Here is a 22,089-nt window from a genome sequence, read left to right as displayed (position 1 = left end):
CGACAATCAATTTACCGAACAACTGGTGCCCCTTTCAGGGCAGTACGTCAGCCAAAGCCAGCAGCGCCAGCCCGGCCAGTGCTGAGCCGGCTAATGTCGGCAGCATGCCGATCTTCAGTTTCAGCATTGCGACCATGGCGGCTGCCGCCAGCAGTGCGGCGCGCCAGTCCAGCGACGACAGCACCGGCACCTCCATGCCCAGGCCAACACGGTGCACCCCGCCAAAGACGACATGCAGCGCGAACCACAGCGCAAGGTTCATCACCACCCCGACGACAGCCGCCGTGATCGCGCTCAGCGCCGCCGACAGCGCCTTGTTGCCGCGCAGCGCCTCAATGTAGGGGGCGCCGAGAAAAATCCAGAAGAAGCAAGGCACGAACGTCACCCAGAGCGTCAGCAATGCGCCAAGCGATCCGGCGACGAGCGGACCCATCGCACCTGCATGTCGATAGGCGGCGACAAAGCCGACGAACTGGAGCACCAGGATCAGCGGGCCCGGCGTCGTCTCGGCAAGGCCAAGGCCGTCGACCATTTCACCGGGTGCCAGCCAGCCGAACGAGGTCACAGCTGCTTGCGCGACATAGGCGAGTACCGCATAGGCGCCGCCGAATGTGACCACCGCCATCAGGCTGAAGAAGCCACCAAGCTGCGTCCACACACTGGCAGGGCCGGTCAGCGCCAGGATCAGCACGACCGGTCCGAGCCAGATCGGCAGCCAGATCGCAATGGTGCGCGGCGCGTGCCATTTCGTCGGTCTGGTATGAGCGAGTTCGCCGCGCTCGAACATCAGGTCGACCGCGCCTCTGACATCAGGCAAATTGTCCTTGCCATGTGCGGCTCCGGAAAACCGCCCCGGCGCCAGGCGATTGCCGATCCAGCCAGTCAGCCCCGCAGCCAGGATGATCAGCGGAAACGGCAGCCCGACGACATAGATGGCCAGGAAGGCGACCACCGCGATCGCCACCATCACCCGGTTCTTGAGCGCCCGTTTGCCGATGCGGATGACCGCTTCGACGACAACGGCCAGCACCGCCGCCTTGATGCCGAAGAACAGCGCCTCGATGACAGGCGCATCATTGTAGAGCACATAGAAGGTGCTGAGGCACAGCATGACCAGGGCGCCGGGCAGCACGAACAGGATGCCGGCCACAAGGCCGCCGGCGGTCCGGTGCAGCAGCCAGCCGATATAGATCGCCAGCTGCTGTGCCTCGGGTCCGGGCAACAGCATGCAATAGTTCAGCGCATGCAAAAAACGCTGCTCGCCGATCCAGCGCCGTTCCTCGACCAGTTCCTTGTGCATCAGCGCAATCTGCCCTGCCGGCCCGCCGAAGGAGAGCAGGCCGATCTTCGCCCACAGTTTTGTGGCTTGCCTGAAGGTCGGCGCGGCAGGTGCATCGACAGGACGCGCCTTGTCGTCCGCTGCAAGGGCGCTCATGGCGTTTTGCCCCCGCTTGGCCAGTTATGGGTTTCGTCGGTGGCGTCGCGGCACCACCTGAAAAACGCATCGTAGAGCAGCATGCCGGCCTCGAGCTGTTCGAGATCATCGCGAAACATGCGCGACAGGCCGAGCGATGCCGCGAGGAACCCCGCCGCTTGCGGTATGAGATCAAGGCGTGCCGTGTCGGCCGCACGCACGATCAAAGCAAGACGGTCGAGCGCTTCGGAGCGCAGCCCGAATTCCTCGATCATGGTGTCGAAGGTGCAGCGCTCGCCGCGATGGCTCCAGAATACATCGTCGATGTCGAAGGGGATCGCCGCGAACCGGTCGGCGGCAGCCAGCACTTCGGCCGGTTCGACGAACAGGAACACCGCCGAAGGATCGATGAAGCGGCGGATCAGCCACGGGCAAGCGATGCGGTCGACCTTGGGGCGCGCGCGCGTCACCCAGACGGTGCGGCCCTTGTCGTCGCGGCGCGGCATCTTCTCGGCCGTGACCAGAACCCCCTTGGCCGCCAGCCAGGCCTCGAAACCGCCTTCCAGCGATTCAGCGGCGATGCCCTCATGGCGCAGCCATGCGCCAACGCCTTGCGAGAGTTTTTGGCCCTTTTGACAGATGACGACGACGTGGCGTCCGGCGAACTCGGCCGCCCAGGTCGAAACAGACTTGAAGTCGCGCCGGGATGAGGCCGGCAGCAGGCGTGGATCGGCGTCATAGTCCTCGTCGATGCGGACATCGACAAGAACAGGTGCTTCCGGCAGGCCGATGAGACGGGAAAGCTGCGCTGCGGTGATTGCGGTTGTTGACGGCATGGCGTCCACCTCCAGAGTGAGAGTTTGGACGCGATCATTGGGCTGACGCCTCACGGGGTCGTCGCGAAGGAACCCCTTGCCTTGATGCTGGATCGATCGACGCTGATTGTCAAGGACAGAGCAGCGCTCGGCCCTCGGACGCCTACTGCGCCGTCCAGCCGCCATCCATCGGCAAGGTCGTGCCGGTGATCTGCCTGGCCGAATCCGAGCACAGGAACAGCGTCAGCGCCGCAAGCTCCTCGACGGTGACGAATTCCTTGGTTGGCTGCGCCGCCAGGAGCACGTCGTGCTTGACCTGTTCCTCGGTCATGCCGCGCGCCTTCATGGTGTCGGGGATCTGCTTTTCGACCAGCGGTGTCCAGACATAGCCGGGCGCGATGGCGTTGACGGTGATGCCGTCCTGCGCGACTTCGAGCGCCACCGTCTTGGTCAGGCCGGCTATGCCGTGCTTGGCCGAGACATAGGCCGACTTGAACGGCGAGGCGACCAGCGCATGCGCCGAGGCGGTGTTGATGATGCGGCCCCATTTGCGCGCCTTCATACCCGGCACCACAGCCTTGATGGCATAGAAGGCAGCCAGCAGATTGATGCGGATGATGGCTTCCCATTTGTCGTCAGGGAATTCTTCTATCGGCGCGACATGCTGTATCCCGGCATTGTTGACCAGAATGTCAAGGCTGCCGAAGGCCGCCTCGGCGTCATGCACCATGGCGGTCACGGCCGCGCCGTCCATCATGTTGGCGCCGGAGTAGCGACACTTGACGCCGAAATCCTTCTCGATGCCGGCGCGCTCCTGTTCGATCGCGGCGGCATCGCCGAGGCCGTTGATGGTGACGTTGGCGCCTTCGGCAGCAAAGGCGCGGGCAATGGCCAGGCCGATGCCGCTGGTCGAGCCGGTGACGAGCGCATTCTTCGAAGACAGGGAACCCATGGAGATCTCGCGACTGGTGGGAGGAGCTTTGACGCAGATGGTTTGTGCACCGCAACATAACAATGGCATGACCATATGTCATTGCGATTACAATGTTGTGATCCTCCACGCACGCCTTGCGCTGGCATCGAAGTGACACGACATGGCATTGTCATGCTGCCGTGCAACATAATCGTCCTGCACGTCCGCAAGATCGTTCCTGAACCGACGGGTGAGCAATTTGGAAATCGCCGATGTCGTGAAGCGCGCCTATGCGATGCCGCTGACCAACCCGTCCTTCCCGCCCGGCCCGTATCGCTTCTTCGACCGCGAATACGTCATCATCACCTACCGCACGACGCGCGAGGCGCTTGAGGCCGTGGTGCCGGCGCCGCTGGAGATCGACGAGCCGCTGGTCAAATACGAATTCATCCGCATGCCTGACTCAACCGGCTTCGGCGACTACACCGAGACCGGCCAGGTCATCCCGGTGAAGTACAAGGGCCAGCATGGCGGCTACGTCCATTCCATGTATCTCGACGACGATGCGCCGATCGCCGGCGGCCGCGAGCTCTGGGGGTTTCCGAAGAAGCTCGCCAACCCCAAGATCGTGCATGAGGGCGAGGTTATCGTCGGCACCTTGCATTACGGCAGCGTTCTGTGCGCCACCGGCACCATGGGCTACAAGCATCGCGAGGCCGACCACGATCAGGTGCTCGCCTCGCTCGCCGCGCCCAACTTCCTGATCAAGATCATCCCGCATGTCGACGGCAGCCCGCGCATCTGCGAGCTGGTGCGCTATTACCTGACCGACATCACGCTGAAGGAAGCCTGGACGGCGCCGGCTGCGCTCGATCTTCGCCCACACGTCATGGCCGACGTGGCGAAATTGCCGGTCCTCGACATCGTCTCGGCCGTTCATTTCAAAGCCGATCTGACACTTGGGTTGGGCGAAGTCGTGCATGATTACCTCGCCGACCAGTCTGCTGCCGGCACGACCAGACTGGAGAAAGTCAGTGCTTGAGCGTAACCGCAGCAAGGCAGCTGCCGCCACGATCGCGGAAATCACCGCGCAATACGATCGCATCGCCCTAGTGTTCCAGGGCGGCGGTGCGCTCGGCGCCTATCAGGCCGGCGTCTATCAGGCGCTGGCCGATGCCGGCTGTGAGCCGACCTGGCTGTCCGGCGTCTCGATCGGCGCGATCAATGCCGCCATCATTGCCGGCAACGAGCCGAGCCGCCGGCTGCAGCGGCTGGAACAGTTCTGGCAGACGGTCTCGGGCCGCAAGATCTGGCCCTATACGCCGGAAGGCGACATCTATCGCGATATCCGCAACCAGACCTCGTCCTTCATGACGATGGCGATGGGCCAGCCCGGCTTCTTCAAGCCGCGCTCGCCCAATCCCTGGCTCCAGTTGTCGGGCGCCGAAGGCGCCACCTCCTTCTATGACACCGCCGAGCTCAAGGACACGCTGGAGAGCCTGATCGACTTCGATGTGCTGAACGACGGCAAGAAGCGGCTGAGCGTCGGCGCGGTCAATGTCCGCACCGGCAATTTCGTCTATTTCGACACCGACAAGGTGCGCATCGCGCCGGAGCACATCATGGCCAGCGGTGCGCTGCCGCCGGCCTTCCCATCGATCCGCATCGAGGGTGAATACTACTGGGACGGCGGCATCGTCTCCAACACGCCGCTGCAATATCTGCTCGACCAGGAAGAGGACCGCTCCTCGCTGGTGTTCCAGGTCGACCTGTTCAGCGCCCGCGGCGTGCTGCCGCGCGGCATGGCCGACGTGCTGTCGCGCCACAAGGACATCATGTATTCGAGCCGCACGCGGCAGAACACGGACAATTTCCAGCGCATCCATGCGCTGAAGATGAAGTTGCTCGATGCGCTGAAGCGCGTGCCGCCCGAGCAGCTGAAGGACGGCGAGAAAGAGCTGATCGCCGACTATTCGGATGCCGGCGTCGTCAACATCGTCCACCTGATCTACCAGCACAAAGGCTACGAGGGCCACGCCAAGGATTATGAATTCTCCGGCACGTCGATGCGCGAGCACTGGGAGATGGGCCTGGAGGATACGGAACGCACGCTGCGCCACAAGAAGTGGCTGATGCTGCCGACCAATGCCGACGGCGTCACCATCCACGATCTGCACCGCGAGGATCCGACCTAAGGCCTGGCAGAAGGAAACACGAACGGGCCTGTCCAGTATTGGCAATCACCACAGTCGAGTTCCTTCACACCCCTCTCTGTCCTGCCGGACATCTCCCCCTCAAGGGGGGAGATTGGCTGTCGCGAGTGCTTTCGCCAATCACCAGCGGTGCAGGAAGAGAGCGGCCGGCGAAGCTGCTAATCTCCCTCCTTGCGGGGGAGATGGCCGGCAGGCCAGAGGGGGGTGCTGTCCCTCCCACACTTCGAAGCTCCGTAGAACATCCATACGACAAAAAAGCAGCGCCGGTCGCCCGGCGCTGCTTTCTCGTCAAAACTCTGCTCGGCTCAGAACACCTGGCGGAAGATGATGAACAGCACGAAGGCAAGCGTGATCGAGCACGGCAGGGTCAGCACCCAGGCCAGCAGCAGGTTGCGGACCGTCGACCATTGCAGGCCCGACCCGTTGGCCGCCATGGTGCCGGCAACGCCCGAGGAGAGCACATGGGTGGTCGACACCGGCAAGCCGAAACGGTCGGCCATGCCGATGGTGATCATCGCAACGAGTTCGGCGGCGGCACCCTGGCCATAGGTCAGGTGGCTCTTGCCGATCTTCTCGCCGACCGTGACGACGATGCGTTTCCAGCCGACCATGGTGCCGAGGCCGAGCGCCAGCGCGACCGCGATCTTGACCCACAGCGGGATGAACTTCGTCGCGTTGTCGACCGCCTTGTGATAGTCCGTCACCGCTTTCAGGTCGGCCGCTTCCATCGGCAGCAGCTTCTTCTTGTCGATCAGCTTCAGCGCCTCGCCGATCAGATAGATGTCGTTGCGCGCGTTGCTCACCAGATCCGTCGGCACATTGTCGACCGAGGCATAGGGCTGCAGCGAAGTCGTGGTGTTGTGGATGTAGGTCTGCAGCGCAACGGTCGTCTGGTCGCTCCAGGTCCGGGTGCGTACGGCATCCTGGACGGCCGCCTTGGCGTCGGTGACGGTGACGCCCGGCTTGGCGTATTTGCCGAGCGCCGTCTCGACGCTGACCGAGGCCGCCTTGTAGGCCTCGAGATAGTTGATGTCGGGCGTGCGGTTGAGCGCATAGGCCGTCGGCACGACGCCAATCAGGATCAGCATGATCAGGCCCATGCCCTTCTGACCGTCATTGGAACCGTGCGCGAAGCTGACGCCGGTGCAGGTGAAAATCAGCAGGCCACGGATCCACCATGGCGGCGGCGTGTTGCCCTTCGGCGCTTCATAGAGAGCGGGATTGCGGACCAGCAGCTTCATCACATAGAGCAGGGCGAACGCGGCGAAGAAGCCGATGATCGGCGACACCAGAAGCGTGATGCCGACATTGGTCGCCTGCCCCCAGTCGACGCCGCTGGTGGCGCTGCCGGCCGGTGCCATGAACTGATTGGCAAGACCGACGCCGATGATCGAGCCGACCATCGTGTGCGAGCTGGACGCCGGGAGGCCGAGGAACCAGGTGCCGAGATTCCACAGGATCGCCGCGACGAGCAGCGCGAACACCATGGCGAAACCCGAGGAAGAACCAACCTGAAGGATGAGCTCGACCGGCAGCAGCGACAGGATGCCGAACGCAACCGCGCCGCTCGAGGTCAAAACGCCAAGGAAGTTGAAGACGCCCGACCACATGACGGCAAATTCGGCCGGCATGGAGCGCGTGTAGATGACAGTTGCCACCGCATTGGCGGTGTCGTGGAAGCCGTTGACGAACTCGAAGCCCAACGCAATCAGCAAGGCAATGCCGAGCAGGATCCACGGCACGGTCTTGGCCACCGCCAGATCCTGGCTGAGCGCGTAGCCGACATAGATGACACCGACGAGCACCAGCACGCCGAAGGCCGGCAGGAACCACTTCGCGCCGCCCGATTGATTGAGCGGATGGTCCGGTCTCGGAATCCCCGCTTCGCTAGAAACAACGTCCACCATCGTCTCACTCCGTTTTGCACTGCAGCAAAGAACTCGGAATGACGCTATGGCTGGTCGATGAAGCTGGTGTGACGGCTATGGTCTTTTGATCGCGCAAGGGGCGCTGCAGCCCTTGTTCCGGCGCGCGATGCGGATCACGTTTCTTTGCCGGCGCAAAAGACGAGTGAGCGAAGGATCGTCGATCCGGTTCATCAGCGGAGAGGCGGATGAACCGGATTGCGGGCCTAGACTAACCCGCAATCTCAAGCAGCGCCGATACGAGCAAGCGGCGTTCGTCGGCGGAAAGCACGTCGGAATCGAACAGGTTCATGCTGCGCAGCCCTTCGATGGCCAGGAAGCAAACCAGCAGCGCCTTGAGATCCGGCGTCTCGCTCTTCAGCCGCTGCAGCAGCTGCGACTTGAAGGCTTTTATCGGCGTCAGGAAATCCGGATCCTCGGCGATCGCCGAGAAGATCCACGAGGCCGTCGGCTTCGGCTCCTCGCAGTCATCCGCCGAGAGCCGGATATAGGTGGCAAGCAGGCTCTCGCCGCTGGCGCCGGCGACGCGGCCCGATTCCAACGCCAGCTCGAAGGCGCGCAGGTAATTCTCCACCAAGCCCTGCATCAATTTGGCCTTGGTCGGAAAGTTGTAAAGCAGGCCGCCTTTCGACACGCCGGCGCGACTGGCGACGGCGTCCAGCGACAGGCTGCCGGGGCCGGCCTCGCGTGCTACGTCGGCGGCGGCGGCGAGTATCTTCTCGCGTGAATTTGCCCTTCGGGTTTTCATCGATCCCTTCCCCCCGCAAGAGCCTAGGCGGAATTGACAAGACCGTCCAGACGGTACAGTAAGTTCGCCGTCATTTGTAATCGGGACCCGCCCGCGGATAGGTGTCCCGATATACGGCTATTTTGCCGGACACCGCCGAGGGGACAGTTCGTGAAGCGCTTTATCACCATTACCGCAATTCTGCTTCTACTCGCTCTGGTGTGCGCCGGCGTTGTCGGCTTCAACCTGTTCCGCGACCACATGATCAAGGAATTCTTCGCCACGATGAAGCCACCGGCGACGACCGTGTCGACGGTTGTCGTCAAGCCTTCGGACTGGACGCCGGGCGTCGAGGCGATCGGCACGGTGCGCGCCGTGCGCGGCGTCGACCTGACCGTCGAGACCAGCGGCATCGTCAAGGACATCCTTTTCCACGCCAACCAGAAGGTGCCTGTCGATTCTGTCCTGCTGCAGCTTGACGACGCCGTCGAGCGCGCGGATCTCGCCTCGGCGCAGGCGCAATCCGTATCCGACCAGACGGCGCTTAAACGCGCGCTGGAACTGCAGCGGCGCGGCGTCGGCACGGACGCCACGCTCGATACCGCGCAAGCCGCTGCATCGGCCTCCGCTGCGCAGGTCAACAAGCTGCAGGCCGTGCTCGATCAGAAGCAGTTGACGGCGCCGTTCGCCGGCACCGTTGGCATTCCCAAGATCGACCTCGGCCAATATCTCTCGCCCGGCACGGCCGTGGTGACCTTGCAGGATCTGGATACAATGCGGGTCGACTTCTCGGTGCCCGAACAGCAACTGCCGCTGCTCAAGATCGGCCAGACGGTGCGGCTCGGCATCGGCGGCAGCGGCGGCGGCGCCGACATGCCGTTTGCCGGCGCCATTCGCGGCATCGATCCCAAGATCGACGCTTCAAGCCGCCTGGTCTCCGTCCGTGGCGAGGTCGCCAATCCTGACAGCAAGCTGACACCCGGCCAGTTCGTCCAGGTTCGCGTCGAGCTGCCGCAGGAGAAAAATGTCCTGTCCTTGCCGCAGACGGCATTGACGTCGAGCCTCTACGGCGACTTCGTCTTCGTGGTCGTTCCGGCGAAGCCGGCGGAAGGCGCCCCGGCCGCGAAGCCCGAGGAACAGCCTGCTGCAGGGACCGACGCAGCAAAGCCGGCGGCAGATGCAAAGCCGGCCGACGCGAAACCGGCTGCCGAAGACGCCGCGGCGAAGCCCGCGGACAAGCCGGCTGTCGACCCCGCGAAGTCCGCGGCAGAACCGGAGAAGCCGGCGCTCGTCCTGTCGCAGGTGTTCGTGAAGCCCGGCCGCCGCAACGACGGCATGGTCGAGATCATCGAGGGCATCAAGGCCGGCGACGAGGTCGTCACCGCCGGCCAAAACCGTCTCTTCAACGGCATGTCCGTTGCTGTCGACAACACCATTGACCCCAGCAAGTCGGCTAACCAGCAGGCTCAGCAATGAACGTTTCCGACATCTTCATTCGCCGGCCGGTGCTCTCCACCGTGCTGGCGTGCATGATCCTGCTCCTGGGTTTCCAGGGCATCTTCAACCTGTCGATCCGGCAATATCCCAAGGTCGACGAGACGGCGATCACCATCACGACCGCCTATCCGGGCGCCAGTGCCGACCTGATCCAGGGCTTCATTTCGGCGCCGATCGCGCGCGCCGTCGCCTCAACCGAAAACATCGACTACGTCACCTCGTCGAGCCGGCCGTCTTCGAGCACCGTGGTCGTGCAGATGAAGCTCGGGTCCAACCCCGATGTCGCGCTGACCGAGGTGCTGTCCAAGGTGCAGGGCGTGCGCGGTACCTTGCCTGATGCCTCGAAGGACCCGGTCATCGTCAAGGGCACCGGTCAAGAATTCGCGATGATGTACATCTCGATGCAGAATCCGAACATGAGCAAGGAGCAGCTCACGGAATATATCGAGCGGGTGGTGCGGCCGCGCATATCGACGGTGGAAGGCGTCGCCGACGTGCAGATCTTCGGCGCCGAGGAATATTCGATGCGGGTCTGGATCGACCCGATCAAGCTCGCCGCGCGCGGCGTGACAGCGGCCGAAGTGCTGACCGCGATCAACAACTCCAACTTCCTGTCGGCGCCCGGCAACACCGAGAACGAATATGTCGTGTCGTCGATCACCGTGCGCTCGACATTGCAGACGCCGGAGGCCTTTGCCGAGCTGCCGTTGCGTTCGGTCGATGGCCAGGTGGTACGGTTGCGCGACGTCGCGCGCGTCGAACTCGGCGCGGAGAGCACCGACACCAGGGTGAGCTTCAACGGCAAGCCCGGCACCTTCCTCGCCATCTTCCCGACGCCAGCCGCCAACCCGCTGACCACAGCTGATGCAATCACCAAGATTGTGCCGGTGATCCAGGACACGCTGCCGAAAGGCATGACCATCGAGGTCGTCTACGATTCCACCGAGCAGATCAGCGCTTCGATCGACGAGGTGTTCAAGACGATCGCCGAGGCGGTCGCCATCGTCATCGTGGTCATCCTGCTGTTCCTCGGCTCGTTCCGTTCGGTGATGATGCCGATCGTGACCATCCCGCTGTCGCTGGTCGGCGTCTGCTTCCTTTTGTTTGCGGTGGGATATTCGATCAACCTTCTGTCCCTGCTGGCAATGGTGCTGGCCATCGGCCTTGTCGTCGACGACGCCATCGTGGTGGTGGAGAACATCCATCGCCACATGGAGGAAGACCACATGTCGCCGATGCAGGCGGCCTTCAACGGCATGCGCGAGATTTTCTCCGCCATCGTCGCCATGACCATCACGCTGGCCGCCGTGTTCGCGCCGCTGGCCTTCACCGGCGGCCTGACCGGTGCGCTGTTCCGCGAGTTCGCGGTCACGCTGGCCGGCTCGGTGGTGCTGTCCGGCGTCATTGCCGTCACCATCACGCCGATGATGTCGGCGCGCCTGCTGAAGGCCGGCGCTCCCGGCCGCTTCCAGCGCATCGTCGACGGCACCTTCAGCCGTGTCGAGCACGTCTACGAGCGGGCGGTCACCGCCTCCTTGAGAAATCGGCCGGTGACACTGCTGATGGTCGTGGCACTGGTTGCGCTCACCGGCTTCATGTTCACCAAGACCTCGAGCGAACTGGCGCCGGAAGAGGACCAGGGCTTCCTGCTGTCGATCGTGACAGCGCCGCGCTATGCGACGTCCGACTACACCGAGACCTACGTCAACCAAATCCTCGGCCTGGTGAAGGACATTCCCGAAACCAGGGCGCAGTTCTCCGCCGTCGCCTTTGGCGGCGCGACCAACAGCGCCTTTGTCGGCTTCGCCTTCAAGGACTGGGCCGAACGCACGCGCAGCTCGAAGCAAATCCAGGAAGACATCCAGGGACGCCTCGCCAAGGTTGCCGGCGTCGAGGCCTTCGTCTTCGCGCCGCCGACGCTGCCCGGCTCCGGCGGCGGCCTGCCGATCTCCATGGTGGTGCGTTCGACCGGCGGTTCGGCCGAGGTCTACGAGGCGGCAGAGCAGATCAAGAACAAGGCGCAGGCCTCCGGCCGCTTCATCGTCGTGCAGAACTCGATGTCCTTTGACGCGCCACAGGTGACGGTGACCATCGACCGCGACCGTGCCGCGGCTCTCAACCTGCCGATCGCCGACATCGGGCAGACGCTGACGCTGCTGGTCGGCGGCGCCGAAGTGGCGCAGTTCGACCGTGACTCCAACAGCTACGACATCATCCCGCAGGTGCCGAAGGAATTCCGCGCCAATCCCGAAAAGCTCGGCGAGTATTTCGTGCGCAGCGTGACCGGCGAGATGGTGCCGCTTTCGGCCGTGGTGAAGATTTCGACCAACGCCTCGCCGGCCGCGATCGAGCAGTTCAACCAGCTGAATTCGGCGACGATATCGGCGCTGCCGCTTCCAGGCGTCACCACTGGCGACGGGCTGCAGAGCCTGGAGAACCTTGCCAAGGAGAGCCTGCCCGAAAACTTCTTCATCGATTATTCCGGCCAGTCCCGGCAGGAGAAGGAGCAGGGCAACACGATCCTGATCGCGTTCGCCGCCGCCGTTATCGTCATCTACCTGGTGCTGGCGGCGCAGTTCGAAAGCTTCCGCGATCCGCTGATCATCATGATGGCGGTGCCGCTGTCGATCTTCGGCGCCATCGTGCCGCTCAATCTGGGGCTTGGAACGCTCAACATCTACACGCAGGTCGGCCTCATCACACTGATCGGCCTCATCACCAAGCACGGCATTCTGCTGGTCGAGTTCGCCAACCAGCAACGCGAGAAGCACAAGATGTCACGCAGGGAGGCCATCATCGCCTCAGCCAAGGTGCGGCTGCGGCCGATCCTGATGACGACGGCGGCGATGGCGCTCGGCGTCGTGCCGCTGATCGTGTCCAGCGGTGCCGGTGCGGCGGCGCGCTATTCGATGGGTCTGGTGATCTTCACCGGCATCCTGGTCGGAACCATGTTCACTTTGTTCGTGGTGCCGATGTTCTACACCTACATCGCCAGCAAGGACCTGCCGCACCACGCCGAAAAGCCCGACCCGAAACTGATGCCGGTCCCTGTGGACTAAGCACTCGGTGGAACTGCCAAGTGCAAAAAGAAAAAGAGGCCGGAAACTTCCGGCCTCTTTTTTTGACTGGATTGATTACCGCAAAGCTCCTGCTGGAGCTTCAGGGAGCCTGCGGTGAAGCGCGGCGTTGGCCAGACCTCACAACTGCTCCAACCGCAGTCTGCTACTTGACGATGACGATGCTGGTGTTGGTCGGCCCGAAGGTTTCGACCAGCTGGTAGAAGTCGGCGGCATTGTCGGGATGCAGCCGCACGCAGCCATGCGATGCCGGCTGTCCCAGCCGCTTGATCGCGTTGGTCGCATGCACGGCGTAGCCGCCGCTGAAGAACACCGAATGCGGCATCGGCGCGTTGTCGTATTTCTTCGAATACCACATCTCGTGCATGCGGGTCGGCTTGAAAGAGCCGGTCGGTGTGACATGCGCCCTGTCGCCGGTCGAGACCTTCCAGGCGAAGGTCGGCCGGCCGTCGACCAGCACTTCCATGGTCTGCTGCGACAGCGAAACACGCGCCACGATCTGGCTTGCCGCGGCATGGGCCGTGCTGTTGGCGGCGCCAAGCAGGAGCGTGGCGCCGGCAGCGGCGGCGGTGACGTTGATGAGTTTGGCGGAAATGGCTTTGTACATGATGGCTCCCCTTTGCCGGCCCGGCCGGCGTCAATTCGATGACCGCCTTATCCCTGCGTCATGTTTCAGGCAGACTTCGCTTGATGCTCGTTTGTGTTTCGAATCTGTTTCCTCTGGTTAACGAGCAAGAGGTCGAGGGGAGAGGCCAAGGAGGAGCTTCCCGTCTGTCCGGGGGCACTCAGGGCTGCGACCATACCGCCAAACGAAAGTGCGAATATCCATATATGACAGCCGTTTAGCTTCGCTCGAAACCCACCTGCAACAAAGCGCGGCCCGGGCGGCATGATGTGGTTACAGGCCAACGGCACAGTCATCCCAACGAGAACAGCCGGCGCGAAAACGAAAATGAGCATCAGATCGATCACCCTGTCCTGGCTTTTCAGGATCAGCATTGCCGCACTTGTCGTCGGCGGCATCGGCACAGTCGCCGGCACCCCGATGACGAAACTGGCGGTCATGAATTCGGGTGAGGTTTCGACGCTGCATGCCGCGCTGTTCATAGCCTTGGTCTGGATCGTCTCCAGTCTGCGCATCAACCGTCTCCGGGCCTTCTGGCGGGTCGGCCCTGGGTTGAAGTGGATGCGCGGCCCCTCCGGCAACTTGCTGCCGAGAGGACCGAAGGCCCGCGCCGCAGCGGGGGGCTCCGTGGGCGGCGCGGGCACTTCGGGTTTATCCTGAAGCACCCGCGGTTTTGATTTTGGGGGAATAACCGATGAAGACGAAATCTGCTGCCACGGTGCTTTCGGCACTGCTCTACGCACAGGGCCTGCTCGGCTTTGCCGGTCTCGTCACGGTTCTCCTGAAGGACCGCGCGCAGGCTTCCAGCGAAATCGTGGTCGCCAACGAATTGCCGCCGGGGCCGTCGCTTCTGGTGGTGCGCTGACGCCTATGCATGCCGCCCAAAAGTGCGCAGCTTTTTTGGGCGAGCCGCGAAACAATCCAGCCTTACTGCTCTCAGTCGGCGCGCTGCGTCGGCGGGTCGAAACGGTAGCCGGCACCGCGTATGGTGATGATGGTTTCGGTGTCGAGCTTGCGGCGCAGCCGCACGATGCGCGAATCGATCGAGCGGTCGAAGGCATCGGCATTTTCAGCCGGCGCCGCCGCAATGATGTCGTCGCGCGTCAGCACCTTGCGCGGGCTGGCCAGAAACAGCCTGAGCAGCGCCACCTGACCCGGCGACAGCTGCTCTTCCGCACCCGAGCGGTGCATGACGATGGCCGACCGCAAATCGACGGTGGCATTTTCCAGCACGATCAGTTCCTGGGCGGACCTGCCGCGCCGCGTCAGCAGGCCGCCGATGCGCGCGGCAAGTTCCCTGACATTGAGCGGGCTTTCAACGACGTCGGCGGCGCCAAGCTCGAGCGCCAGCACCTTGTCGACCAGATCGGCCGGCCGGCAGATCAGGATGAAGTCCGGTCCGGCCTTCCCGTCCACGCTCTGGCCGCCGCCATAACGCCTGAGCAGGTCCCGCCCCTCCGCCTGACTGACGCTGTCGCCGACGATGACGACATCTATGCCCCCGGCCGAGAGCAGGGATTCGGCTTCCCAGGGTTGCCGCGCCTCACGCACGTCATGGCCGCGCCGGTCGAGATGGTCGGCGAGATCGCCGGCCACCACATCGGCGACGGAAACCAGCGCGATGACGGATCGTGCAGCCATATTTTCTTCCCCTGCCCCTGCAACCGGATATGAGTGCTGGACATCATGTTTATACCCAATCTACTTTCTGCTGAAAGCGGGAGCGAGGCCATAGTGCGGGCACGAATTGTCATCGTCGAGGACGAGCCCGATCTCAGGGATGCGGTCGCCGAGTATCTCGGCGCCAATGGTTACGATGTGACCCAGGCCGGAAGCGCTGCCGAGGCGCGCACCTTGCTGGAGACCGAATCATTCCATCTGGCCATCCTCGACATCGCCATGCCCGGCGAGGACGGTCTGTCGCTCGGCCGCTGGCTGCGCTCGAAAATGCCGATCGGCATCATCTATGCCACGGCTGCCGGCACCGCGCTCGACCGCATTGTCGGGCTGGAGCTTGGCGCCGACGACTATATCGTCAAGCCCTATGAATTGCGCGAGGTGCTGGCCCGGGTCCGCTCCGTGCTGCGCCGGGTTCCGCAACCGAGCCCGCCGCAGGCCGCGAAGGCGCAAGCCGATGGCGGTCGCCGGCTGAGCTTCGGTCAATTTCAGGCCGACCTTGACGGCAGGCTTGTCACCGGCGCCAATGGCGCCGTCATCGACATGGCCAAGAGCGAGTTCGACGTGCTGGAGGTTTTCCTGACCCGCGCCAACCGGCTGTTGACGCGGGCGGCGATCTCCGAGGCGATCGGCTTTGTCGAAGACCCGGAATCGTCGCGTGCCGTCGACATCCGCATCATGCGGCTGCGCAAAAAGATCGAGGCCGACCCGGCCAATCCGAAATTTTTGCGCACGGTGCGCGGCGAAGGTTATATCTTTTCGCTGCCGACCGGCGACGGACACTAGCAATTCCAGGAAAAGTGCGTAGCGGTTTTCTGTCCGGAGTTGCGTCGGAACAAAGAGATGGAACGGTGCACCGTTCTGGAGCCCTACCACCCACGGCCCTGTACAAATGGCTGACATGACTGCTGACCCAGTACGCATGGACCTGAAGGGCGTTCGCCAGGGCGCGGCGATGGCGGCCGTGCGTGTCGTGCGCCGGCTGCGCGAAGCCGGCGACTGGCAGCGCGAGATGGATACCATCCTGGAGACGCTGTGCGTGGCCATGCACTGCCAGCGCGGCATTCTGTTCAGGCTGCGCGAATTGCCCGGCCAGGGTTTTGCCCAGTCGGTCGCCGCCTACTGGATCGACCCGCGCTTCGGTGGCGAGCTGGCCTCGCCGACCGTGATCATGCAATCGATCGTCGATAACGACCCCCTGCTGGAGCGGATTGCCGAGGACGAGCGGCAAGGCAAGATCTTCGCCGGCCACACGCGCAACCTCGACGGCTTCCTCAGGACCGATTTCGAAAAGCAGCACATCAAATCGTTCCTGTCGGTGTCGGTGTTCGCCCACGGCCATCTGTGGGGCACGCTTGCGGTCAATGACTGCGTCAGTGAGCGTGAGTGGACCGACGAGGAAGAGGCGGCGCTGCACATCATCGCGCTCGCCATCGGCGACGCCATCGAGCGGTCGCCGTCGGATGCCCATGCCAGCGAAGTCATTCGCCGCACCATGCTGCAGGCCTCGCTCGACGCCATCATCGTCATCGACGAGACCGGCTCGATCATCGAATTCAATCCGGCCGCCGAAAAGATGTTCGGCTTCCAGCGCAGCGACATCCTCGGCAAGGACCTGCTCGATACGGTGGTGCCGGAATATTACCGCAAGGGCTATGTGTCGGGGGCCGAGTACATGTCCGGCCGCGGCGCACCGATGGTCGGCCAGCGGCTGGAGACGGTGACCCAGAATGCCGCCGGCGAGGTGTTTCCGATCGAACTGACCGCAACCGAGATGCGGGTTGCCGATCGCCACCTCATCTTCGGCTCGATCCGCGACCTGCGCGACAAGCTGCGCGCCGAAGAGGAGATCAACCGCCAGCGCGAGAAACTGCACCAGAACGAGAAGATGGCGGCGATGGGTTCGCTGCTGGCCGGCGTTTCGCACGAGCTCAACAACCCGCTCGCCGTGGTTGTCGCGCAATCGACGCTGCTGCATGAATTCGCCACCGACCCGCAGACCAAGGTGCGCGCCGAAAAAGTGCGCGCCGCCGCCGAGCGCTGCGGCCGCATCGTCAAGAGCTTCCTGTCGATGGTGCGCTTGCATCCGGCGGCGCAGGCCGAGACCGATCTCAACCAGGTGATCCGTGCTGCGCTCGAAGTGACCGCCTATGGCGCGCGCTCGAGCGGCATCATCATCGACACCGATTTCGCGCCCGGCCCGCTGCTGGCGATGGCCGATGCCGACCACGTGACGCAGGTGGCCGCGAATTTTCTCATCAACTCCCAGCACGCTCTGGCCGGCATCGGCGGCGACCGCCTGATCAAGGTGCGTACATTCCGCAGCGACCGCGGCAATCCCGGCTTCTCGGTCGAGGACAATGGACCGGGCATTCCGGAGGCGATCCGCGGCCGCATCTTCGAATCCTATTTCACCACCAAGCCGGTCGGCGTCGGCACCGGCATCGGCCTGTCGATCTCGAAGTCGATCATCGAGCGGCACAATGGCAATGTCTGGTTCGAGGAGGTGCTGCCGCGCGGCGCGCGCTTCGTCGTCCAGCTGCCGGCGATCACCAGCGGCGCGGCTGCGGTCGGCGACAGCCCGACCCGCTCCAGCGGCTTGCGCCATGCGCTGATCATCGACGACGAACCCGACGTCGCCGGCTCGCTCTCCGACATCCTGGAATTGATGGGCATCAAATCGCGGATCGTACCGGCCTGGACGTCCGCGGCGGCGACCTTGACCGGCCACATGCCACCCGACATCGTCTTCTCCGACCTGCGCATGCCCGGCACCAGCGGCATAGCCATCTACCGCGAGCTGTTGGTCGAGCAATCGGCGCTCGCCAAACGCTTCGTGTTGGTCACCGGCGACCTGATCGGCGCCAAGGCCGAGATCGAAGCCTTGCCGGTGCAGCAGCGGCCGCAGATCCTGGAAAAGCCGTTCTCGACGCTGGACGTCCGCGGCGTGCTCTCCGCCATCGCCGACCAGGTCGCCGCCGCCGGCTGAACTCTTCGAGCTGCGGGCTGAGTTCTTGTCGAGGCGCCGACTGGGGGCAGCCGAGATTCAGGTCAGGCCGCGGCGAGAATGGTTGATACCGAGAACCGGAGCGGAGCGTACTTAAGTACGTGAGCACCGGAAGCGCAGGTATCAACCATTCGCAGCCTGGCCTCACCTGAATATCGACTGCCCCCAAAAAAGAGGCTCCCGACCGGCAGGGGCCGTCGGGAGCCAAGAAAGAGCGCGGGAGGAAGCGCTCGGGAGGTTCAGAAAACGTTGGGTGTCGTGGTCAGCGGCGCAGCGTTGGCGATCATGCGGATGGCGCGCGCCTTGTGCACGCCGGACTGGGCGGCAATGACGCGCAGGCACTCCGCGCTCTCGGCGCCCCAGGCCTGGCCCTTGCAGGCAAAATCGATTTCCGGCTCTGGCAGCCGGGCGGTCTTGATGGTGGTCGGCGCGCCCTCGACGACATTGGCCGGCGGGTTGAGCGAAGCGAAGGCCGGGCCGGAGGCCGGCGTCAGGAACAGGACGGCAAGGGCGCAGGCGCCCAGCATAGAGAACATCGCGACCGGATGGTCGCTGGCGCGCTTGCGCAGCGCCAGTTTGGCGCGCCGTTCATTGCTGGCGATCTCGGCCTTCGTATACATGTTGCTCCCCTTCGCTTTCTTATGAAACGAACTTAAACGCGCCTGGTAACGGGCGAATGATGCGCTTGGCTTGCCCGCGTAACAGGTTTGAAACAAGAAATTCGGGCATGTCCGGGCAGATCCGGTCATGCGCCGACGGCAGGGTTCGTTTGCGGTGCTGTTTCATGCGCGCAATCAAAACGTTGACGACAGGCGGGCCGTGAACGCAGCAAAGCCTATTGTTGGCCAGTTGAACTATGAACAAGCTCACACTGCGGATTGAATTTGCGACGGCAGGCATTTTTCGTCATGGGCGAGGCCCGGTTTTGCCGGTGCGGCGCCGTCGTATCCACATGCGGGACGGCCATTTCACGACCCTGGTTAACGCCCGGATTTTCCGAGATTTTCTTCCCTCGCGGTGACTTCAGATCGACGCTATTGCTCTGTTCTGAAAGCTCACTATTTCCACAAACCATTGCATTTCAATGCAAAATATGATTTTATTGAATGAGTATTCAACAAAAGAAGAGCTTTCCATGAACCCGCACCTCCGTGACGTGGCGATCCCCAATGATTGGGACCGGCGGGGTCTGCCGGGCTGGAGTTATCACTCCGACGCCCTTCTCGAACTCGAGAAGGAATACGTCTTCCGCAACCATTGGCAGATCGCCGGACACGTCTCCGACGTGCCGAATGCCGGCGACTATCTGACCATGGACGTGGTCGGCGAGCGGGCGCTGATCGTGCGCGGCAAGGACGGCGTCGTGCGCGCCTTCAACAATATGTGCCGGCATCGCGGCAGCCGCGTCGTCGCCGACAGCCAGGGCACCTGCAAGAACGCGCTGGTCTGCCCATTCCACGGCTGGGTCTACAATCTCGACGGCACGCTGCGCGGCGCCGCCCGCCCGCGCTCCTTCCCCGAACTCGACAAGACCGAATTCGGCCTGATGCCGCTCGACCTCGAAATCTGGATGGGCTTCATCTTCATCCGCTTCCGCAAGGGTGGCCCGCAGCCCTCGGTGGCCGAGCTGTTGAAGCCGATCGAGGCCGAGATGGCGCACTACAATGTCGCAGAGATGGTGCCGTCCTGGGGTATCTGGACGCAGAAGTCGCCGGTCAACTGGAAGTCGGTGCGCGACGTCGACAATGAAGGCTACCACGTCGCCATGGCGCACCCGGCGCTGCAGGATCTCTATGGCGCGACCTATTTCGACGAGCCGTTCATCAACGGCGTGTCGCGCTCCTTCGCCACCTACAATCCGCATGCCGGCCGGCGCTGGAGCGTGCGCGAATACATCAAGCTCACGCCCGATGCGTCGCATCTGCCGGAGCATCTGCGCAGGGCCTGGATCTATTACGGCATCTTCCCCAACAACGCGCTGTCGATCATGCCGGAATCGGTCCAGTTCTATCAGGAGTTCCCGCTGTCGACCGGCGAGACGCTGCTGCGCGGCGCCATCTACCGCTACCCCGACGAGACCAGGGAACAGGCGGCAGCCCGCTACCTCGCCTACCGCATCGACCGCGACACCATGAACGAGGATGTGCAGCTTTCCGTGTGGTCGAACGAGTCGATGATTTCAGACGCCTTCGAGGGTTTTTATCTCTCCGACCTCGAATATGGCGTGCGCACCCACCACGACCATCTTCGCAAGCAGATCCCGGTTCTGGGCCTGGAAACAGCGCCTGAGGAAAAGGACATGTGGAACCTCAACGAGGCGATGCGGTCTCAGGTGTAGGGCGGCGGCGACGCTGCTAATCTCCCCCCTCGTGGGGGAGATGTCCGGCAGGACAGAGGGGGGCGCGAAGGAACGCGAGCCTTCCCCACCTTGCGACCTCTCGTGAACTAGCGAACATGCGCTGTGGAGCAGCAGAGAAGCCGGCGGGACAGCGCCCCCCTCTGCCCTGCCGGGCATCTCCCCCACAAGGGGGGAGATTAGCCGTCACCCCTGCCAGACCCCTTCTTTCCTCAGATCATCCATGGTCCGCGAAATCCCCTCGCGCAGGATGGCCACCATGTCGTCGATCTGCTCGCGCGTAATGATCAGCGGCGGCGACATCACGCACATGTTGATCAGCGGTCGCACCAGAAGGCCGAGTTCATGGCAGTGCGCGTCGATGCGCTTGCCGACATCCTTGTCGAGCTGCAGCGGATCCTTGCTTTCGCGGTCGGCGACGCATTCGACGCAGCCCATCAGCCCCATGCCGCGGACTTCGCCGACCAGCGGCAGTTCCTCCAGCGTCTTCAGCTGCGCCTGGAAATACGGCGCGACATCGCGCGTATGGGCAAGCACGCTGTCTTCGAGGATGTCGAGGTTCTTCAGCGCCACCGCGCAGCCGATCGGATGGCTTGTGTAAGTCAGGCCGTGGCCGAACAGCGCGTCGGGATGGTTGGAGCGGCGCATGTCCTGAAGCAGCCGTTCGGAGATGATGACGCCGCCGAGCGGGAAATAGCCCGAGGTGACGCCCTTGGCGAAGGTGATCATGTCGGGGTCGATACCGAACACGTCACCCGAGGCAAAGACATGGCCGAGCCGGCCGAAGCCGGTCACCACCTCGTCGGAGACATAAAGAATATCGTTCTCGCGGCAGATCTCGCGGATGCGCTTGAGATAGCCATCCGGGGGCACCACGACGCCACCCGATGCCTGCACCGGCTCGCCGACGAAAGCGCCGATCTTCTCAGGTCCGACGCGGGCGACCGTGTCGCGGAACTGATCGACCAGGAAATCGGTGAAGGCTGCTATGCTCATGCCTTTCGGCCGCCGGAACGGGTCGGGCGAGGACAGCTTGACCACCAAATCGTCGGCGCCGTCCATCCAGTCGCGGTCGCGCGGCCGGCCGTTGAGTGAAGCCGACAGATAGGTCGAGCCGTGATAAGCGCCGCCGCGGCTGAGGAACAGCTTCTTTTCCGGGCGTCCGCGCACATTGTTGTAGAACTGCATGAACCGCAGCGCCGTCTCGACAGCCGAAGAACCGCCGGTGGTGAAGAAGGTGTGGCTGAGATCGCCCGGTGCATGGTCGGCAATGCGCTTGGCGAGTTCGGCCGAAGGCGCATTCATCGTGTACCAGGGCGTGTTATAGGACAGCATCATCGCCTGGTCGTACATGACCCTGGCGAGTTCCTCGCGGCGGTGACCGACATTGATGCACCACATGCCGGCCGGCCCGTCGATCAGCCGCTTGCCTGTGACGTCGGTGATGTAGATGCCGTCGCCTTCGCCGATCAGCGCGCGTGCTTCATTGCCGACCGAGCCGGCATAGGGCCAGGGCTGGACAAGGTGACGCTTGGCCAGCTCGACCGCATCGTCGTCGCCAGCCAGTTCAATCGCTCTTAAGTCTCTTGCAGCCGCCATCATTGCCTCGCAGGTCTGGAACGCAATTTTCGCCGGACCCGAAACGAAGCGCCAAGCCTTGAAAAGCGGGCTTTCTTCACTTCATTTTGAATGTCCGTTCAATCAATATTGCAGAAATAGCGCTTGATTTCAATCCACGGATGCGCTCATGATGAAAGAAAGCCGGCAAGCTTGGAGCGCGACCAGAAATCGCGCTCCGCAAAAATTGGGAACAGGCCGCCGGCCCGGTCAATGGGAGCATCAT

18 protein-coding genes are annotated in these 22,089 nt (G+C 63.3%); 9 read left to right on the top strand and 9 right to left on the bottom strand.

All coding sequences use genetic code 11. From position 1 onward, the window contains the following. Positions 1-34: 34 nt before the first annotated feature. The 3 genes from chrA to AC1DZ8_RS08450 form a co-directional block, all read right to left on the bottom strand. Complete coding sequence (gene chrA / locus AC1DZ8_RS08460) at positions 35-1,435, bottom strand: chromate efflux transporter (protein ID WP_477305780.1); 1,401 nt, start codon at positions 1,433-1,435, stop codon at positions 35-37. Beyond that, complete coding sequence (locus tag AC1DZ8_RS08455; protein ID WP_477400680.1) at positions 1,432-2,250, bottom strand: chromate resistance protein ChrB domain-containing protein; 819 nt, start codon at positions 2,248-2,250, stop codon at positions 1,432-1,434. The genes chrA and AC1DZ8_RS08455 overlap by 4 nt, the downstream gene beginning before the upstream one ends. 142 nt (positions 2,251-2,392) lie before the next feature. Beyond that, the gene (locus AC1DZ8_RS08450) at positions 2,393-3,181 is read right to left on the bottom strand and encodes a 3-hydroxybutyrate dehydrogenase (protein ID WP_477305783.1); all 789 of its coding nucleotides are present in this window, start codon (positions 3,179-3,181) and stop codon (positions 2,393-2,395) included. 220 nt (positions 3,182-3,401) lie between these two features. Here AC1DZ8_RS08450 and AC1DZ8_RS08445 point away from each other — a divergent pair, with 220 nt between their 5' ends. Further along, complete coding sequence (locus AC1DZ8_RS08445; RefSeq protein WP_477305949.1) at positions 3,402-4,184, top strand: acetoacetate decarboxylase; 783 nt, start codon at positions 3,402-3,404, stop codon at positions 4,182-4,184. Continuing rightward, complete coding sequence (locus AC1DZ8_RS08440) at positions 4,177-5,337, top strand: patatin-like phospholipase family protein (RefSeq protein WP_477400678.1); 1,161 nt, start codon at positions 4,177-4,179, stop codon at positions 5,335-5,337. Before AC1DZ8_RS08445 ends, AC1DZ8_RS08440 begins: the two co-directional genes overlap by 8 nt. A gap of 323 nt (positions 5,338-5,660) precedes the next feature. Here the strand turns inward: AC1DZ8_RS08440 and AC1DZ8_RS08435 are convergent, their stop codons facing one another. Together AC1DZ8_RS08435 and AC1DZ8_RS08430 are read right to left on the bottom strand one after the other, a co-directional pair. Continuing rightward, complete coding sequence (locus AC1DZ8_RS08435; protein ID WP_477305785.1) at positions 5,661-7,262, bottom strand: inorganic phosphate transporter; 1,602 nt, start codon at positions 7,260-7,262, stop codon at positions 5,661-5,663. 229 nt (positions 7,263-7,491) lie between these two features. Continuing rightward, the gene (locus AC1DZ8_RS08430; RefSeq protein WP_477305787.1) at positions 7,492-8,028 is read right to left on the bottom strand and encodes a TetR/AcrR family transcriptional regulator; all 537 of its coding nucleotides are present in this window, start codon (positions 8,026-8,028) and stop codon (positions 7,492-7,494) included. A gap of 150 nt (positions 8,029-8,178) precedes the next feature. Between AC1DZ8_RS08430 and AC1DZ8_RS08425 the strand changes: the two genes are divergently transcribed. Then, on the top strand, positions 8,179-9,483 hold the full coding sequence (locus tag AC1DZ8_RS08425; protein ID WP_477305789.1) for an efflux RND transporter periplasmic adaptor subunit: 1,305 nt from the start codon (positions 8,179-8,181) through the stop codon (positions 9,481-9,483). Then, on the top strand, positions 9,480-12,563 hold the full coding sequence (locus AC1DZ8_RS08420; RefSeq protein ID WP_477305791.1) for an efflux RND transporter permease subunit: 3,084 nt from the start codon (positions 9,480-9,482) through the stop codon (positions 12,561-12,563). The genes AC1DZ8_RS08425 and AC1DZ8_RS08420 overlap by 4 nt, the downstream gene beginning before the upstream one ends. Before the next feature lie 163 nt (positions 12,564-12,726). Here AC1DZ8_RS08420 and AC1DZ8_RS08415 read toward each other — a convergent pair whose 3' ends face one another. Beyond that, entirely contained in the window at positions 12,727-13,188 is a 462-nt protein-coding gene (locus tag AC1DZ8_RS08415; protein ID WP_477305793.1) for a L,D-transpeptidase, read from the bottom strand. A 345-nt stretch (positions 13,189-13,533) separates the two neighbouring features. Here AC1DZ8_RS08415 and AC1DZ8_RS08410 point away from each other — a divergent pair, with 345 nt between their 5' ends. Further along, positions 13,534-13,866: a hypothetical protein gene (locus AC1DZ8_RS08410; RefSeq protein WP_477305795.1), complete on the top strand. Its 333-nt coding sequence runs from the start codon at positions 13,534-13,536 to the stop codon at positions 13,864-13,866. 34 nt (positions 13,867-13,900) lie between these two features. Further along, positions 13,901-14,071, top strand: coding sequence for a hypothetical protein (locus tag AC1DZ8_RS08405; RefSeq protein ID WP_477305797.1), 171 nt, complete (start codon positions 13,901-13,903; stop codon positions 14,069-14,071). 71 nt (positions 14,072-14,142) lie between these two features. Here AC1DZ8_RS08405 and AC1DZ8_RS08400 read toward each other — a convergent pair whose 3' ends face one another. Beyond that, positions 14,143-14,847, bottom strand: coding sequence for a response regulator transcription factor (locus tag AC1DZ8_RS08400; RefSeq protein WP_352766275.1), 705 nt, complete (start codon positions 14,845-14,847; stop codon positions 14,143-14,145). A gap of 45 nt (positions 14,848-14,892) precedes the next feature. Between AC1DZ8_RS08400 and AC1DZ8_RS08395 the strand changes: the two genes are divergently transcribed. Then, complete coding sequence (locus AC1DZ8_RS08395; protein ID WP_477305799.1) at positions 14,893-15,669, top strand: response regulator; 777 nt, start codon at positions 14,893-14,895, stop codon at positions 15,667-15,669. A 115-nt stretch (positions 15,670-15,784) separates the two neighbouring features. Next, positions 15,785-17,872: a GAF domain-containing sensor histidine kinase gene (locus AC1DZ8_RS08390; RefSeq protein ID WP_477305801.1), complete on the top strand. Its 2,088-nt coding sequence runs from the start codon at positions 15,785-15,787 to the stop codon at positions 17,870-17,872. A 257-nt stretch (positions 17,873-18,129) separates the two neighbouring features. On the opposite strand, the gene AC1DZ8_RS08385 is transcribed toward AC1DZ8_RS08390, so the two are convergent. Then, the gene (locus tag AC1DZ8_RS08385; protein ID WP_477305803.1) at positions 18,130-18,510 is read right to left on the bottom strand and encodes a hypothetical protein; all 381 of its coding nucleotides are present in this window, start codon (positions 18,508-18,510) and stop codon (positions 18,130-18,132) included. A 515-nt stretch (positions 18,511-19,025) separates the two neighbouring features. Between AC1DZ8_RS08385 and AC1DZ8_RS08380 the strand changes: the two genes are divergently transcribed. Further along, complete coding sequence (locus AC1DZ8_RS08380; RefSeq protein ID WP_477305807.1) at positions 19,026-20,228, top strand: aromatic ring-hydroxylating oxygenase subunit alpha; 1,203 nt, start codon at positions 19,026-19,028, stop codon at positions 20,226-20,228. A gap of 204 nt (positions 20,229-20,432) precedes the next feature. Here the strand turns inward: AC1DZ8_RS08380 and AC1DZ8_RS08375 are convergent, their stop codons facing one another. Next, the gene (locus AC1DZ8_RS08375) at positions 20,433-21,845 is read right to left on the bottom strand and encodes an aminotransferase (protein WP_477305809.1); all 1,413 of its coding nucleotides are present in this window, start codon (positions 21,843-21,845) and stop codon (positions 20,433-20,435) included. Positions 21,846-22,089: the final 244 nt, after the last annotated feature.

Source organism: Mesorhizobium sp. P2_F7, assembly GCF_056403695.1.
The sequence above is the reverse complement of the archived record's forward strand: the minus strand, read 5'-3'. Positions and strand labels throughout refer to the sequence as shown.

What these genes read in the sequence shown, in the direction of transcription:
- chrA (WP_477305780.1), bottom strand. Translation starts at nt 1,435, where the DNA reads ATGAGCGCCCTTGCAGCGGACGACAAGGCGCGTCCTGTCGATGCACCT.
- AC1DZ8_RS08455 (WP_477400680.1), bottom strand. Translation starts at nt 2,250, where the DNA reads ATGCCGTCAACAACCGCAATCACCGCAGCGCAGCTTTCCCGTCTCATC.
- AC1DZ8_RS08450 (WP_477305783.1), bottom strand. Translation starts at nt 3,181, where the DNA reads ATGGGTTCCCTGTCTTCGAAGAATGCGCTCGTCACCGGCTCGACCAGC.
- AC1DZ8_RS08435 (WP_477305785.1), bottom strand. Translation starts at nt 7,262, where the DNA reads ATGGTGGACGTTGTTTCTAGCGAAGCGGGGATTCCGAGACCGGACCAT.
- AC1DZ8_RS08430 (WP_477305787.1), bottom strand. Translation starts at nt 8,028, where the DNA reads ATGAAAACCCGAAGGGCAAATTCACGCGAGAAGATACTCGCCGCCGCC.
- AC1DZ8_RS08420 (WP_477305791.1), top strand. Translation starts at nt 9,480, where the DNA reads ATGAACGTTTCCGACATCTTCATTCGCCGGCCGGTGCTCTCCACCGTG.
- AC1DZ8_RS08415 (WP_477305793.1), bottom strand. Translation starts at nt 13,188, where the DNA reads ATGTACAAAGCCATTTCCGCCAAACTCATCAACGTCACCGCCGCCGCT.
- AC1DZ8_RS08410 (WP_477305795.1), top strand. Translation starts at nt 13,534, where the DNA reads ATGAGCATCAGATCGATCACCCTGTCCTGGCTTTTCAGGATCAGCATT.
- AC1DZ8_RS08405 (WP_477305797.1), top strand. Translation starts at nt 13,901, where the DNA reads ATGAAGACGAAATCTGCTGCCACGGTGCTTTCGGCACTGCTCTACGCA.
- AC1DZ8_RS08400 (WP_352766275.1), bottom strand. Translation starts at nt 14,847, where the DNA reads ATGGCTGCACGATCCGTCATCGCGCTGGTTTCCGTCGCCGATGTGGTG.
- AC1DZ8_RS08395 (WP_477305799.1), top strand. Translation starts at nt 14,893, where the DNA reads ATGTTTATACCCAATCTACTTTCTGCTGAAAGCGGGAGCGAGGCCATA.
- AC1DZ8_RS08390 (WP_477305801.1), top strand. Translation starts at nt 15,785, where the DNA reads ATGACTGCTGACCCAGTACGCATGGACCTGAAGGGCGTTCGCCAGGGC.
- AC1DZ8_RS08385 (WP_477305803.1), bottom strand. Translation starts at nt 18,510, where the DNA reads ATGTATACGAAGGCCGAGATCGCCAGCAATGAACGGCGCGCCAAACTG.
- AC1DZ8_RS08380 (WP_477305807.1), top strand. Translation starts at nt 19,026, where the DNA reads ATGAACCCGCACCTCCGTGACGTGGCGATCCCCAATGATTGGGACCGG.
- AC1DZ8_RS08375 (WP_477305809.1), bottom strand. Translation starts at nt 21,845, where the DNA reads ATGGCGGCTGCAAGAGACTTAAGAGCGATTGAACTGGCTGGCGACGAC.